Raw genomic sequence first — 14,400 nt, 5'->3', positions numbered from 1 at the left:
AAACCAAGTTAGCTTATATGGTTGTTGAAAACAAAAAGGCCAGCCTCTATGGCTGGCCTTAATATTGAATTTATAATTGAGTTTACAATTGGGTTAAATCGCCCAGCCACCCATGTAGAAAGCGACTAAACCTAGGGTGATTAAGATGACCCCAAGTCGCAGTTTACGCCACTCGCCGCTACATATGCGGCCAATAACCAAGGTAACAAAGCCAAGCATAATCCCAGTAACGATATTACAGCTTAAAATGATAAATACCGCGCAGGTTAGGCCTGCCATTGCATCGACTTTATCGTCAAAATCAAGCTTGGTGACGTTGCTTAACATCAGTAAGCCAACATACATAAGCGCAGGAGCTGTCGCATAAGCAGGTACCAAAAAGCTTAACGGCGCTAAGAACATCATCATCAAAAATAACAAGCCAACGATGGTTGCAGTCAGGCCGGTTTTTCCACCTGCTGCCGTTCCAGCTGCGGATTCAATATAAACCGCTGCAGGAGCGCCGCCGACCACGCCAGCAAAAATACTGCTGACTGAGTCTGATGTCAGTGCTTTACCACCGCCGACAATATTGTCGTTATCATCGAGAAGTTCCGCTTGTCCGGCAACAGCTCGAATCGTGCCTGTGGCATCGAAAATGGCGGTCATCACCAATGCCAATACAATCGGCAGTACTACTGGATTCAATGCGCCCATAATATCGAGTTGACCAATCAGCGATGTATCAGACATTAAGTCCGGCAAAGCAAATAGCCCTTGATAAGTCACGCTTGGATCAAATATTAACCCAAAAATCGATAGTCCAACTATTACCAACAATATGCCACCTGGTGTGCCCCGGCGCTCAAGCCCTATGGTCATAGCAAGACCAATAATCGTTGCGATAACCGGTAAACTATTAATATCACCAAGCTTTACGGGTAAACCGGCATCGTTTGATACAATCAATTTAACGCTATTGGTTGCGATAAGGAGTAAAAACAGACCAATACCAATTCCCGTACCGTGAGCGATACCGGTTGGCAGGTTAGTGAGCACCCATTGACGGATCCCTGTGACACTCACAAGTGTAAATACGATACCCATCAGGAAAATAGCGCCAAGAGTCACTGGAATCGATATTCCCTGTCCCAGCACCATGCTAAATGCAGTAAATGCGGTGAGTGATATTGCACACCCTATGGCCATAGGTAAATTAGCCCATAGTCCCATGAGTAATGAACCAAACGCGGCAATTAAACAAGTCGCGATAAATACCGCAGCAGGATCAAACCCTGCCGCGCCGAGCATGTTTGGCACCACAATCACCGAATAAACCATCGCTAAAAACGTCGTTAAGCCAGCAATGACTTCACGTTTTAAGGTACTACCTCGGGCAGATATATTGAAATAACGATCCAAAAATGAATCAGAAGCGGCGGTCGAGCTAGAGAGAGTCTGTTCAGACTTCATAGTGATTATACCTTTTGATCTCTTAAATTATGAGTTAACCAATGGTCATTCATTGGCGACACGGCTATGGCAGGTAGAGCCCTAAACAAGAAACACTTAGGTGAGAGATCCACTTGGCGCATATAGCGTTAGTGACCTGCGAGTATTGTGCTAAACAACTTTGTTAAACACATGTCTGGTAAAATTTACTCTTACCAACATAGCCTTTGTTGGCGCGGAGTTTACAACAATCGACAATGCGGAAATAGGAAGCGGCTAACATTTTTTGTTATATAGGCAAAAACGCACTAAAAACAGATTGCTTTGTATACCTCACAATAAAATTAACTCGCTGCAGTTATAACTCTTTGAGCATTTATCACTAATAACGGATCGCCGCCCTTGGTATGGCAATTTAATACCATTATTTAGTAATAGTGGCGTTTGCCAAAAAAATGCAAATTAACCGACGTGAGTTCAAGGTCGACGTTGGCAACATTATGCTGTTATTGCGCATTATCGGTGTAGAGATGACAGTGACGTTTTACGATCCAAACGGGTTAATGGACATGTATACAGGTTAACTCATGGTAAATCTGACGATAAATATGCTTGTGATGATGGGGGAAATATTGCCGCTGATGTCGTGCCTTAGCGTGCTATGACCTAGTTTGAACTTAATGGTATTTCACTAAAAGGGCTTTAGACGAGTTATTCGTCTAAAGCCCTATATTCAGTGCTCGCGCGTTATGTTGTATTGGTTAACGCTTAAATCGCAGCAGTTACTTTATTGAGCCAAGTTAACTCATCACCTTGCATTAATGGCGCTAAGGTTTGATGCACTTTTTGCTGATATTGATTAAACCAATTGACTTCAAAATCAGTTAACAATGACTTATCAATTAAGCGTGCATCCATTGGAATATGAGTTAACACATCAAACTCATACATTTCACGCTCTGCACCCGTTAGGGCTTGGCAATGCTGCACTGTGACTAGGTTTTCGATACGAATACCAAAACCGTCGGCGCGATAATAACCAGGCTCATTGGACAATACCATGCCCGGCAGTAATGCCACGCCATTGACGTTTTTGCCAATACGCTGCGGGCCTTCGTGAACACTTAAAAAGTGACCGACACCATGGCCAGTACCATGGTCATAATCAAAACCATGCTGCCATAAATACTGACGAGCAAACGCATCGAGTTGTTGACCTGAAGTGCCTTTAGGGAAACGGGCAGTATCAAGGGCAATATGGCCTTTTAATACCAGCGTGACCATTTTCTTCTGCTCATCGGTCACCTTGCCAATGGCGATGGTACGAGTGACGTCTGTGGTGCCATCTAAATATTGCGCGCCAGAATCGACCAAATAAATGCTGTCCATGGTCATGGTGCTTGGCGTGCCATTATTGTGGTTGTAATGGCACATAGCGGCATTGGCGCCGGTAGCTGAAATGGTGTCAAAGCTTGGTTCGCGATACAGCGGGTCTTGTAATCTAAAGCTTTCTAATTTGTCAGCCAGTTGGGCTTCATCATGCATGATGTTTTGCTCAACTTGGTTGTCTAACCAGGCTAAAAAGCGGCTCACTGCTGCGCCATCACGGATATGACATGCACGCATACCGGCTAATTCGGCGCTATTTTTTTGAGCTTTAGGTAATGCAACAGGGTCACTACCTTCAATCAGCTTTGCGCCAGCTTTTTGTGCGAGTAGTTGTGAGTATGCGTTAGCAGAATGTGGGTCAGCTAATAACTTAACCCCCTTCATTTGTGCCAACACAGAAGCCAGCTCTGCTTCATCTTTAAAGCTCACGCCAGTACCAACATGCGCGGCAATATTTTGCGGCACTTTGGCTAAATCGGTAAAAAAGGTCATGTCGCCATTGGTTGATAATAATCCACAACCAAGAATGACGGGGAAGCGTGGTACATCATTACCACGGATATTGAGTAACCAACAGCATGAGTCTAATGCTGCAATTAGAGCGACGTCGGCACCTTGTTTTTTAACCAACACACCAATTTGTTGACGTTTCTCAACGCTATTACGTCCTGCTCCTTGGTGACTGAATAGCGTCATGGTCGATGCTGACGGTGCAGGGCGATCTAACCAACTTATGTCGATTGGGTTGTTATCTACGTCGACGAGATTGATGTCGGCTTTATCAAATTGTGCTTTAGTTTGTTGATACCAAGCTAGGGTGTGTAAACGGCTATCGATGCCGACACTCGCGCCAGCAGGTAACGTGTCAATTAACCAGTCAATTTGTGGATCGTCATACAGACTTAAATATTCAAACAAGTTACCGTCTACTTGTTGACGCACTTGCACTGTGTAACGGCCGTCAGTAAATATTGCCGCGCGGTCTTTTAGCACAATAGCCATGCCAGCAGAACCGGTAAAGCCAGTGGCCCAATGTAAACGTTCATTACGGGCAGGTACGTATTCACCTAAATATTCGTCAGCGCGGGGAATGATGAATGCATCTATTTGGTTTACTTCAAGCTGCTGGCGAATGGCGCTAAGGCGCGTAGCAATAATATTGGACATGGTTTCTCCATTGGAGGCGACTGATGAACTCAGCTCTGTAGAATGAAGGGGGATTATCGCAAGTGTGACGGCAAACTGGCAAGTGAAGTCGCTGACATAATGTTTATCAAACAGACAAAAATTGTAAACTTATATTGTATACAATGGTAACAAAGCGATGCAGACGGTATTCTTATCGGTAGTAACTATCTTGTCTATTTGGACAAGATAAGACGATTTGATTCAATCATTCTATTGCTAGATAAATAACAATAAAAATAACTAGAGGAAAACCTATGACAATCGGTGTCGGCGGCGTTAGCCCGCAACAAGCATTAGCCACACTCACGAATATGACTCATGGCATAGGGTTGATAAGTGATGATGAATTTAATCGACGAATTCAACATGCACAACGATTGATGGCACAACACGGTTTAGATGCGATTTATGTTAATGCTGGCACTAACTTGTACTATTTTACTGGTACTCGTTGGTTTGCGAGTGAGCGTATGGTTGGTGCTATTATCCCTGCTGTGGGTGAGGTGCAGTATATTGCGCCAGCTTTTGAGCTCGATACGTTACAGGGATATATGACCATTAAGGGCCAAGTGAATACGTGGCATGAGGATGAAAGTCCATTTCAGCTATTTGCCGACGTGTTAGATCATATTGGCGTGAGCCAAGCCAAAATTGGTATTGATGAGTCAACCGCTTTTTTCATCAGTGATGGTATAGCCCAAGCCGCTCCACAGCATCGATTTGTCAGCGCCACAACGGTCACAGCTGGATGTCGGATGATGAAGTCGGTTGCTGAAATTGCCTTAATGCAACGTGCTAAAGACATGACCCTTGAAGTACATAAAGCGGCGGCCAGCATATTATACGAGGGCATTACTACCATAGAGGTTGAAAACTTTATTCACCAAGCTCATGTTGCCGTTGGTGCGCCCAAAGGATCGTATTTTTGCATCGTACTATTTGGCCAAGATACTGCTTATCCGCATGGGGTCAAATCGCCTAAAGCATTAGCGCTAAATGATACTGTCCTGATTGATACAGGGTGTCAGTTACAGGGATATAACTCAGATATCACTCGTACTTATGTATTTGGTGAACCCAACGCTCGTCAACGTCAGTTATGGCAACTTGAACAAGATGCGCAAATTGCCGCATTTGAGGCGGCGCAAATTGGTACACCGTGTGGCGAGGTAGATGCTGCTGCGCGCAAAGTACTTGAAGCTGCTGGTTTTGGTCCCTGTTACGCAGTTCCGGGCTTACCTCATCGTACAGGCCACGGTATTGGTTTAGACATTCATGAATGGCCATATTTGGTGGGTAATGATATTACCCCGCTGGCGGTTGGTATGTGCTTTAGTAACGAGCCAATGTTATGCATACCAGGCGAGTTTGGAATTCGTCATGAAGACCATTTCTATATGACAGCGCAAGGGCCTAAATGGTTTACACCGCCGGCGAAATCTATCGATGATCCGTTTTATCTAGCATGATAATCAAATTGTTATCGAGTGAAGCCTAATGAGTCAATAACCCATAACAAAAAGCCTCCAACAAGGAGGCTTTTTTTATTTTCAGTTTAAACTGATACCCAGTGCTGATTAGTTAATCTCAAATAACTCAACGTCAAATATGAGTACTGAACCACCTTCAATTTTGCCGGTGGAGCGATTGCCGTAAGCCAATTGGCTAGGAATATAAAAACGGAATTTATCGCCAATGCTCATTAGTTGTACACCTTCGGTCCAACCAGCTATGACTTGGTTTAAGCCAAAGCTGATCGTTTCGCCGCGATCAACAGAACTGTCGAATACTGTACCGTCAATGAGTGTACCGTGATAATGCACGGTGACTTTACTTTTTGCGCTCGGATGGTCAGTGTTTTCGCTTTTGACTAATACTTCATATTGTAAGCCCGATAAGGTTTGTATCACGCCTTCGCGTTTGGCATTTTCAGCTAAAAAAACCTTACCTTTCTCAATATTTTCTTTCGCGGCTTTAGAATTGTTAGATTGAGTAAAAAAATAAAAAATAACGCCCGCAATGACCAGTACGGCCAAAATCATACGCATAATTGATCTCGAATTGTTGGGTAGATAGTGCGACTAGTTTAGCGCAAAAACTGCTGGGCTAATACTTCTCAACGTAGCTAAAGGTAACATTGAGCTAAGAGGTTAACGGTATGCGTCTAATAACGGATGCCACTGCTGGTAACACAATAAGCTGAGCCCTGCTGAGTTGAGTACGATACAACACCACAACACCCATTTAAAAGATGATTTTTGGGTTTTATGGCGTAAGTGATATTGCCCAAGTAGCGCTGCAGGCCAGCCGCCAATTAAGGCAAAAAATTGTAAGGTACTTTCTTTTATGCGCCATTTCCCTCGTTTAGCCGCCGATTTGTCGCGGTAGTACAAGGTAAATGTGAGCAGATTAATTATGCCATATACTCCAGCAAGCCAAGGCTGGACTGCAGCCCAAATAGCACCGATAAGCAGTAACATTAACCAAGCAAATTTATTCATGCTAGCGTCAGCCCAGTAAGAGTAAGTTCATCTATCTGATGAGATAGAGCAATATTGCACAGAATGTCTGTTATTAGCGATTTTCTCATAAGTATTGATTATTCATTAGCTGGTACGTGAGACTAGCATACGCCAAAGCTTTTCTAGCGGACCTTGATTAAATATACGTAAATAGACATCGGCTAACACCAGCTGTAACAGGCTGTAGATAATTGCAATTGATAAGTAACCTGTTCTATCTAGCGAGTACAGCCACTCTGGTGCGATATAACGTAGTAGCAATATACCGACAATTGATTGCAGAATGTATAAACTAAATGCCAACTTACCAACGTTCTGCAGCAGAGTTAATCTATGGGGAGTATTTTTGCATAGCTTTACAATAATATGGATATAAATCAAAGCAGTCGCAAGCGCGCTGAACCATAATAATAGATCTGATATCGCTTCCCACATTGGATTACCGCTAAGACTCAGCAGTGAATCTAATGATGACAATACCACGGCCCAAAACACACATTGCCACAGGGTTTTATTGTCCAGCCCATCAATAAATATATTACGTTTATATAACGACATGCCCAATAGCATTAAGCCTGCGATATACCACATTAACGTTAATGGGATCACCGCTAACATGTAAGCAAACAAGCTTAAATGCAGCTTCAGTTGTTGCGAATAGCTGCCGGTCCAAGCCGACAGTTGCTCAGTGAAAAAAGCTGACTCGCGTGAGTAAACTTGATCGTCAGGCATCAGTGAAATAAGCGCGATGGGGATTAGTGATAAAAAGATAAACCATTTAGCCTTGCTAATTAGCTCATCGGCACTGAGTCTGATGTAGCGAAAAGCTAATAGTCCTGCGACACCATATGATAATAGTATATCGCCGGGAAAGATGAATATGGCGTGTATTACGCCAAAGGCAATTAGCCAATATTGGCGGCTTTTTATGTGTTTATTGTTCTGGGTAGTGGTGGCAGTATCCATTTCCATTTGCTGGCGTTGGTATTGGATTAACATTCCTACACCGAAAATCATCGCAAATAGGCTAAAGAAACGACCTTCTAAAAAGAAATTGCTAAAAATGAGTATGCCAATATCTGATAGAGGTTGGATTTCATGGGGAGCATAACCGAAAAAACTATTGCCCATAAAATAGATATTAAGGAAGAAAATACCTAATACGCCAAGCCCTCTAATCGCGTCAAGATTAGCCAGACGTATCGGTTTACTCGGAGCAGTTTGCTCATCCATGTCAGTTGTAACGTTAATAACCGAATTCCTTTTGCTATTAGCTATTTATGAACCCTCTTTATTCATTAAAGAGGCGCTGTTAGAGATTACCAACCACCTGTTGTAATGCAACTAGATAATGCGTTTAAGCTTGAAAAAACCATTATATATCCCCAACGTTGAGTTTTGTACTGAGTAAAGTGGTATCTGTATTGCATAGCTATAACCATACCTAGCAGCGATATCGCATTGCTGTTGTTTTTATCGATACCATTTCACAGAAAAAACCAACAAGTTAAGTAATGCTTGAATTAAGGATAAATCTCATGACAAATGAAAAAATAATATTGATTACCGGTGCCTCTAGTGGCATAGGTGCCGCAACCGTAGAGAAGGTACTAGAAGCTGGACACAAAGCCGTGATCACGGCAAGAAGCACTGATAAACTTAATGAAATAGCTAAACGTTGGGGCGAAGACAAGGTCTTGGCGGTAACGGCAGATGTATCCAAGCTGGATGAGATTAACAATGTCGTTGCCAAGGCAAAAGAGAAATTTGGTCGAATCGATGTTGTCTTTGCTAATGCAGGTACTGGCGTTAATGCTGCTGGCATTGAAAATGGCGATCCAGATGAATGGAAAACGATGCTCGACGTCAATATTAATGCTTTATTATTTACTGCAAAAGCCAGTTTACCTTCGCTAAAAGAAACGCAGGGGCACTTTATTATTACCAGTTCAATTGCTGGCAAGATAACGCTTAAAGGCTCTGTTTATGGCGCTTCAAAATGGTTTGCTTATGGGTTTGGACAGAATTTGGCAGCCGAAATGGCTGAATGGAACGGACGGTGTACCACGATATGCCCCGGCATGGTTAACACGCCATTTTTCGATGAGGCTAAACCTGACAAACTAGACCCTAGCGATATAGCAGATGCTGTTATGTATGCTATTTCTGCTAATCCGCGATGTGATATACGTGAAATAACCCTTATGCCAACTAAGTAGCGGGAATAAAGTAGTGTAAGTCATTAAATTAGTTTGTTTAATTCATATTTTATTAACGTAAGTTTTCTTCATAGCCATAGGGGTAGCTTGCCGATGCGCAGCATCAGCGCTAGCCCTAAAGCAAATTAATCGATTATCCTATCAATTCTTCTTACCTAACAGGGCACAGCTAATATAGTCGTGTTTAATAATACGGTGTAATAGTTACATTAGCGCTGTAATACTTACCTACAATACACTTAGTTAGGCCTGCGCCTTTGTTTCATTTTATGGTTGTATAAAACGGTATAAGAGATTATTTAGATATGTGCTTACTGGCTGTAAAGTATATTACGGGCTGAATCGTTATCTAAAAAAGGCTCCAACACATTTTAGTGTTGAAGCCATTGATAATTACCTTTGGATAAAAACATGGGGGCTATTTATCCCGAATCACTACGATTAAAATTTATATTCAAACCCGACCGAGGCCTATTTTAAATCGGTTGAGAAATTAGCATCATCAATATCATCGGTTGCACAATCATCGGTTGCACTATCAAGGTTTAAGTCACTGTCATATAGTGTGTAGTCGACCTCAGCGGTCCAGCTTTCGTTAATATGATAACTACCACCAACACCAGCAAATAAACCTTCATCATCAGTGCTGTCGCGAGCGCCAAGAACTGAATAATCAGTCTTGTAGCACAATTGACCACCATGGACACAAAGACTGATGTTGTCTGACACTGGCAAACCTAATTTTAAATTCAGGGAATAGCCATTAGTATCTGTATTGGCTAAATCGTTGCCCTAGTTACCAAAGTTAATTTCACCATCTTCAACTGCAATGTATTGATTCAATCCATAACCTGCAAATACTTGATATGCATCTTTGTCGTCATCACATTCTTCGTCGCCGTCTACTCGTAAATAACCATAGTTAGCAACAACGTAGAACCCTTATGCATCTACTTCTGGATTATATGTTTTTGCTTGTACGCTAGTGTTTAAGAAACCAGCGGTAAATAAGTGTACCCACTAATATTGTCTTTTTCCTTACATATCCCACCACTTAACTCGAGTTGAAGTGAGTTAAATAGGTGAGCTTTTTGCGCTGCCACAAACCGCATAAACATTGACGACTTAATTCGCTATTTAATCTTTTATTCACTCCGGTATAAACATTAATACTCCACAATGCTTGGTTAAATGACTTGAGTCAATCATGTAGATATCAGACAAGTTTATGTTCTCTATTGGGGAGTAAATTAAACCACAACCGTGTGTGTAAAAACTTCATATTCCTTGTAAATTATTCATCTTTTATAGATTAAGCAGATAAACTTGATTTTATTTTTCAATAAAATCAAGTTTATAAGTTTATTTTATTGTTGGGGTGTTTATTGCATCTAAGAAAGTAAGCTAACAATGGTTAGTAGTACAGTCAAAACAGGAGTGAATATGTTAAATCAAAAAACAAGTGTAGAGAATGTAACAGATGTCATCCAAGTTATGAGAGCTGGTGTCGAGTTTTACCAAGACGCAATTGAGAAGGTCAGTAACCCAGCGCTCAAAAGTACTTTCACCAAAATGGCCACGAAAAAAGCCACAGCGATTCAAGCATTACAACCACTCGCCATTGCTGAGCAAGGTGATATTGAAGATGGGAGTTCTTTTGCGGTAGAGTCGCGCAAAATATACACCAAATTTGTGGCAGTGTTCTCAAGTGATGAAGACTACACCTATATTAAGCAACTTGAAGAAGTTGAAGATAAGGTGCTTGAAGTGCTAGATGATGCAATCGATAAAAATCAACAGGGCCAGGCATTACTTATACTGACCAATATTCGAGCGGATGCACAATCGATGCACGACGAAATGAAAACTCTGCAACAGTTACAGAAAAACTAGTACTGGTTCATTGTTTAAATGCCCTGCGGCGGGGTATTTGTATGCTTGGTTGTAATCTCTAAAGCCGGACTACGGACTACGGACTACGGATATATCAAAATTATAGCTGTCGCTGATGTGTATTTTATACCGAACCACATCATCAATACACATCATCGGCTGTGGGTTTTGTCCAAGATGTAATTATTTAAGATGGATATGTCTACTGCGGCGACCCAGAATTTTTCTCACCTGGAGGAGTATTTAATTATGAATAACGACATTATTAAAGGTAAATGGAAGCAGGCATCTGGTTCACTAAAAGCACGTTGGGGTAAATTAACCGACGATGATTTACAGGAAATCGATGGAAAACTTGAGAAATTCCAAGGTAAGATGCAAGAGAAATATGGTATGGCTAAAGATGAGGCTAAAAAGGAATTCGACAAGTCACACTCTTAGCGTATAACCAATGAAAAAGGCGTCATGTTATATGACGCCTTTTAAAGCTCAGACTCGAACGTTCTCTGAGCTGATGTCAATATTATTGCTTATTAATCAAAAAGATGCTTGGCTAAGTTCTGTTATTCAAACTGACTAATCTCGTCTGAAATACCTTAACTATGAGCTTTACAGCCATCATAGAGCATAGCAATTATGATTTATATTGGCTTGCGCACAGCGTTATTAACATTATGCCTTTCAATCATTTGAATAAAAAACTCAATAAAAACTATAGATATAGATAACCTTTAGTTAATTATTTTTGAGGTTTCTGTGAAATCCACAGTTTAATATGCCCTTGGACGACCACCACACCATTGGTATCATAGGCTTTAACATCGACTAACATATCGCCCACTTGCCACTGCTCTGGTTTTACCTCTGCAACACATAGAATATCACTCGCCGCTTTTGCGGTGTAATCGACTGACATTCCTTTTGGTATCCAACGCAAATGCGCCGGAATCGATGCTTCAGCCATAGTGCCCATAGCCATTTCTAAACCATTACAAATAGCAATAACATGCACAGTGCCAATATGATTTTGGACTTTTTTACGCTTTTTGATTAAGCATTCACAACGGTTCACACGTAAATCGCTTATGTAAGGATGTACTGTGCCAAAATAGGGCGCCATACGCGCTACCATTTTAGAGAATATATGCTTACCAAAAGGGTACGCGGTCACTTTTTTATATAGCGACATGACTTTATTAGATTTAGTTTGGGCCATTGGAAAGACTCTGGTTATTGTGTAAGTAAGTTGTCTGGTCGGATGAGGTTAGCATTGTTGTAACCTGCGGTGAAGTCATGATCAATATTTTCCATCGCTCATTACACTGGCCACAGGTATAATTTACTTGATTAGACACTTTAAGGATGAATTTTGAAAACTGACTCACTGATATTAAATTATTTTAAAGGTATGGCTATGGGGGCGGCAGATGTTGTCCCTGGCGTGTCTGGCGGCACAATTGCATTTATTACCGGTATTTTAGACCCGCTGTTGGATGGTATTCGCAAAATTAATTTGTCGTTAGTGGGGGTGATTAAACAAAAAGGGATTAAAGGTGCTTTTTTACACATTAACGGTCCTTTTTTATTGTGTGTATTTGGCGGTATTTTAACCAGTATTTTTACCTTAGCTAAATTAATTTCTTGGCTATTAGCGACGCATCCTATTCCTGTGTGGTCGTTCTTTTTTGGCTTAATTTTGTTTTCTGTGGCTCACATGCTCAAGCAAGTGGATAAATTCACTGTTGTTCGGGTTGTTATGTTTATTGTCGGTGTCGCATTTGCGTGGGCAATCACAGTGTTGCACCCTATTGAAATGCAGGTGAGTTACCTTAACTTCTTTTTCTGTGGTGCCATTGCTATTTGCGCCATGATATTACCAGGTATTTCGGGCAGTTTTATTTTACTGCTCTTAGGGATGTATCCTGCGGTGTTAGCTGCTGCAAAAGGGTTTGATATTGTTTATTTAGCCTGTTTTGCTTTAGGTGCTGTTGCGGGACTATTGAGTTTTAGCCATGTGTTATCAGCATTGTTGCGTAAATTCCACGATGCGACTTTACTCTTTTTAACTGGGTTGATGTTAGGCACGCTCGGTAAAATCTGGCCATGGAAACAAGTGATTAGCTGGCGTGAAAACTCTAAAGGCGAGTTAGTGCCATTGGTTGAGCAAAATTTATCTCCGTTTCAGTTTGAGCACATTACCGGTGAGTCATCACAAATGATCGTCGCTATAGTGTGTCTGCTGATTGGGATTGGTTTGGTTTGGGGCCTAGAGCGCGTGGGTAATCGAGCGTAAAACTCATTTAACATTTCAATCAGTGGCGTTGAGTTAACGCCTTAAGTTGCATATGAATAAAAAGCAGAACTTAGGTTCTGTTTTTTTATCGCTATTTTTAAGTAAGCTTATGTTGGTGTTATGTTGGTGTTATGTTTGATTATGTTTTGCCGCAAATGGTTGTTCGATAATAAGCCAATAACGCACTAGAAGGTGGCTTCGGATGCTATCCAAATGGGCGGCTAAAGGGTCTTGGTTATCTTGATACAATGAGTTTGTTATCAGGTTTTGTTTAGCATGACTAAGTGGCACATCTTATACTGCGATTGAAAACCGTTTGCTGCGAACAAACTTTAACCTCCCTAATCTTATGTTGCACAAAACCACAAATATCCCTATAAACAATGAACTTAATTTTGTTTTATTCGTATATTTGGTCTAATTACATATGCGTTAACTATGCTATCTTTTTTAATCCCACCTTGGGAATATTACTTTTGCCACAGGAGTGCATAACATGCCAGATATCGATATATTTGTGCCAGAAAAAATCCAGATTGGGATCAGCAGCTGTTTGCTGGGTAACCAAGTTCGTTTTGACGGCGGCCACAAAAACTCCTATTACTGCAGACAAGAAATTGAACCGTTTTTTGAATACACCACAGTGTGTCCTGAAATGGCTATTGGCATGGGTGCACCACGTAAAAGTATTCGCCAAGTGCGAGATGGCGATATTGTCCATATCCGCAGTGCCGATGGCTCGTTAGACGTGACCGATAAATTGAATGAATACTCCCAAGCTAAAGTAGAAGAGTTAGACTACCTTGGTGGTTATATTTTATGTGCTAAATCGCCAACGTGCGGTATGGAAAGGGTAACCGAGTACAAAATTGGCACCAATAATGGAACCAAGACTGGTGTCGGCGTGTTTGCCAAGAAATTAATGGAGCGTTATCCACTATTACCAGTAGAGGAAGAAGGCCGTTTACATGATTTGCCATTAAGAGAGAATTTCTTTACTCGAGTGTTTGCCTATAACGATTGGCGTAAAATGACCCAGTCGGGGTTAACTAAGCACAAGTTAATGCAGTTTCATTCGCGTTATAAGTACTTACTTATGGCACATAGTCCCCAATGGTATCGCGAGCTAGGCCCTATTCTGGCTGACATTCAAGATGTTGAGCAGTCGGCGCAGGTATACTTTGAGGGCTTTATGACCGCGCTTAAAATTATTGCCACCCGTAAAAATCACACCAGTACTTTGCAGCATATTCAGGGCTATTTTAAGAAGAAACTGACGGCAGCCCAGAAAGAAGAATTAAGCGAATCGATTTTAAAATATCGTCAAGGACTATTACCTTTACTGGTTCCTATTACCTTGATCAATCATTATGTGCGTGAGTTTCCGACACCCTATATTGAAGAGCAAGTGTATTTAAATCCGCACCCTGAAGCGTTAAAGCTTCGTTACGCCTATTAGGTCGAG

General features: G+C 41.5%; 13 protein-coding genes and 1 pseudogene. 7 read left to right on the top strand and 7 right to left on the bottom strand.

Features of this window, described 5'->3' with window-relative positions:
* Window positions 1–93: 93 nt before the first annotated feature.
* The gene (locus H5123_RS19070; protein WP_182698982.1) at window positions 94–1,452 is read right to left on the bottom strand and encodes an NCS2 family permease; all 1,359 of its coding nucleotides are present in this window, start codon (window positions 1,450–1,452) and stop codon (window positions 94–96) included.
* A 434-nt stretch (window positions 1,453–1,886) separates the two neighbouring features.
* Here H5123_RS19070 and H5123_RS20725 point away from each other — a divergent pair, with 434 nt between their 5' ends.
* The gene (locus H5123_RS20725; RefSeq protein ID WP_259395704.1) at window positions 1,887–2,015 is read left to right on the top strand and encodes a hypothetical protein; all 129 of its coding nucleotides are present in this window, start codon (window positions 1,887–1,889) and stop codon (window positions 2,013–2,015) included.
* A gap of 184 nt (window positions 2,016–2,199) precedes the next feature.
* Here the strand turns inward: H5123_RS20725 and H5123_RS19065 are convergent, their stop codons facing one another.
* The gene (locus tag H5123_RS19065) at window positions 2,200–3,987 is read right to left on the bottom strand and encodes an aminopeptidase P family protein (protein ID WP_182698981.1); all 1,788 of its coding nucleotides are present in this window, start codon (window positions 3,985–3,987) and stop codon (window positions 2,200–2,202) included.
* 275 nt (window positions 3,988–4,262) lie between these two features.
* Between H5123_RS19065 and H5123_RS19060 the strand changes: the two genes are divergently transcribed.
* A complete protein-coding gene (locus tag H5123_RS19060) occupies window positions 4,263–5,477 on the top strand; it encodes a Xaa-Pro peptidase family protein (RefSeq protein WP_182698980.1) in 1,215 nt (404 codons plus the stop codon).
* A gap of 108 nt (window positions 5,478–5,585) precedes the next feature.
* On the opposite strand, the gene H5123_RS19055 is transcribed toward H5123_RS19060, so the two are convergent.
* The 3 genes from H5123_RS19055 to H5123_RS19045 all read right to left on the bottom strand — a co-directional run bounded on the left by H5123_RS19055 (window position 5,586) and on the right by H5123_RS19045 (window position 7,763).
* Window positions 5,586–6,056, bottom strand: a complete 471-nt coding sequence (locus tag H5123_RS19055; protein ID WP_182698979.1) for an FKBP-type peptidyl-prolyl cis-trans isomerase — start codon at window positions 6,054–6,056, stop codon at window positions 5,586–5,588.
* A gap of 102 nt (window positions 6,057–6,158) precedes the next feature.
* A complete protein-coding gene (locus H5123_RS19050) occupies window positions 6,159–6,509 on the bottom strand; it encodes a DUF1294 domain-containing protein (protein ID WP_124017878.1) in 351 nt (116 codons plus the stop codon).
* A 105-nt stretch (window positions 6,510–6,614) separates the two neighbouring features.
* Window positions 6,615–7,763: a DUF418 domain-containing protein gene (locus H5123_RS19045; RefSeq protein WP_182698978.1), complete on the bottom strand. Its 1,149-nt coding sequence runs from the start codon at window positions 7,761–7,763 to the stop codon at window positions 6,615–6,617.
* Between the two features lie 305 nt (window positions 7,764–8,068).
* Between H5123_RS19045 and H5123_RS19040 the strand changes: the two genes are divergently transcribed.
* Window positions 8,069–8,749: an SDR family oxidoreductase gene (locus H5123_RS19040; protein ID WP_182698977.1), complete on the top strand. Its 681-nt coding sequence runs from the start codon at window positions 8,069–8,071 to the stop codon at window positions 8,747–8,749.
* A 471-nt stretch (window positions 8,750–9,220) separates the two neighbouring features.
* On the opposite strand, the pseudogene H5123_RS19035 reads toward H5123_RS19040, so the two are convergent.
* A pseudogene (locus tag H5123_RS19035) lies at window positions 9,221–9,523 on the bottom strand (outer membrane beta-barrel protein); the annotation flags it as partial.
* Between the two features lie 669 nt (window positions 9,524–10,192).
* Between H5123_RS19035 and H5123_RS19030 the strand changes: the two are divergent.
* Complete coding sequence (locus H5123_RS19030; protein WP_124017882.1) at window positions 10,193–10,642, top strand: PA2169 family four-helix-bundle protein; 450 nt, start codon at window positions 10,193–10,195, stop codon at window positions 10,640–10,642.
* A gap of 249 nt (window positions 10,643–10,891) precedes the next feature.
* Complete coding sequence (locus H5123_RS19025) at window positions 10,892–11,083, top strand: CsbD family protein (protein ID WP_124017883.1); 192 nt, start codon at window positions 10,892–10,894, stop codon at window positions 11,081–11,083.
* Window positions 11,084–11,381: 298 nt separating this feature from the next.
* Here the strand turns inward: H5123_RS19025 and H5123_RS19020 are convergent, their stop codons facing one another.
* Entirely contained in the window at window positions 11,382–11,858 is a 477-nt protein-coding gene (locus H5123_RS19020; protein WP_182698976.1) for a hotdog fold domain-containing protein, read from the bottom strand.
* Window positions 11,859–12,050: 192 nt separating this feature from the next.
* Between H5123_RS19020 and H5123_RS19015 the strand changes: the two genes are divergently transcribed.
* A complete protein-coding gene (locus tag H5123_RS19015) occupies window positions 12,051–12,935 on the top strand; it encodes a DUF368 domain-containing protein (protein ID WP_182698986.1) in 885 nt (294 codons plus the stop codon).
* Window positions 12,936–13,431: 496 nt separating this feature from the next.
* A complete protein-coding gene (locus tag H5123_RS19010; RefSeq protein ID WP_220487700.1) occupies window positions 13,432–14,394 on the top strand; it encodes a DUF523 and DUF1722 domain-containing protein in 963 nt (320 codons plus the stop codon).
* Window positions 14,395–14,400: the final 6 nt, after the last annotated feature.

Origin of the sequence: Shewanella sp. SR43-4 (genome assembly GCF_014163845.1) — a bacterium.
GTDB classification, from domain to species: domain Bacteria; phylum Pseudomonadota; class Gammaproteobacteria; order Enterobacterales; family Shewanellaceae; genus Shewanella; species Shewanella vesiculosa.
This window is presented reverse-complemented; position numbering and strand designations above follow the sequence as displayed.

What these genes read in the sequence shown, in the direction of transcription:
- H5123_RS19060 (WP_182698980.1), top strand. Translation starts at nt 4,263, where the DNA reads ATGACAATCGGTGTCGGCGGCGTTAGCCCGCAACAAGCATTAGCCACA.
- H5123_RS19015 (WP_182698986.1), top strand. Translation starts at nt 12,051, where the DNA reads ATGGCTATGGGGGCGGCAGATGTTGTCCCTGGCGTGTCTGGCGGCACA.
- H5123_RS19025 (WP_124017883.1), top strand. Translation starts at nt 10,892, where the DNA reads ATGAATAACGACATTATTAAAGGTAAATGGAAGCAGGCATCTGGTTCA.
- H5123_RS20725 (WP_259395704.1), top strand. Translation starts at nt 1,887, where the DNA reads ATGCAAATTAACCGACGTGAGTTCAAGGTCGACGTTGGCAACATTATG.
- H5123_RS19050 (WP_124017878.1), bottom strand. Translation starts at nt 6,509, where the DNA reads ATGAATAAATTTGCTTGGTTAATGTTACTGCTTATCGGTGCTATTTGG.
- H5123_RS19020 (WP_182698976.1), bottom strand. Translation starts at nt 11,858, where the DNA reads ATGGCCCAAACTAAATCTAATAAAGTCATGTCGCTATATAAAAAAGTG.
- H5123_RS19045 (WP_182698978.1), bottom strand. Translation starts at nt 7,763, where the DNA reads ATGGATGAGCAAACTGCTCCGAGTAAACCGATACGTCTGGCTAATCTT.
- H5123_RS19040 (WP_182698977.1), top strand. Translation starts at nt 8,069, where the DNA reads ATGACAAATGAAAAAATAATATTGATTACCGGTGCCTCTAGTGGCATA.
- H5123_RS19030 (WP_124017882.1), top strand. Translation starts at nt 10,193, where the DNA reads ATGTTAAATCAAAAAACAAGTGTAGAGAATGTAACAGATGTCATCCAA.
- H5123_RS19010 (WP_220487700.1), top strand. Translation starts at nt 13,432, where the DNA reads ATGCCAGATATCGATATATTTGTGCCAGAAAAAATCCAGATTGGGATC.
- H5123_RS19070 (WP_182698982.1), bottom strand. Translation starts at nt 1,452, where the DNA reads ATGAAGTCTGAACAGACTCTCTCTAGCTCGACCGCCGCTTCTGATTCA.
- H5123_RS19055 (WP_182698979.1), bottom strand. Translation starts at nt 6,056, where the DNA reads ATGCGTATGATTTTGGCCGTACTGGTCATTGCGGGCGTTATTTTTTAT.
- H5123_RS19065 (WP_182698981.1), bottom strand. Translation starts at nt 3,987, where the DNA reads ATGTCCAATATTATTGCTACGCGCCTTAGCGCCATTCGCCAGCAGCTT.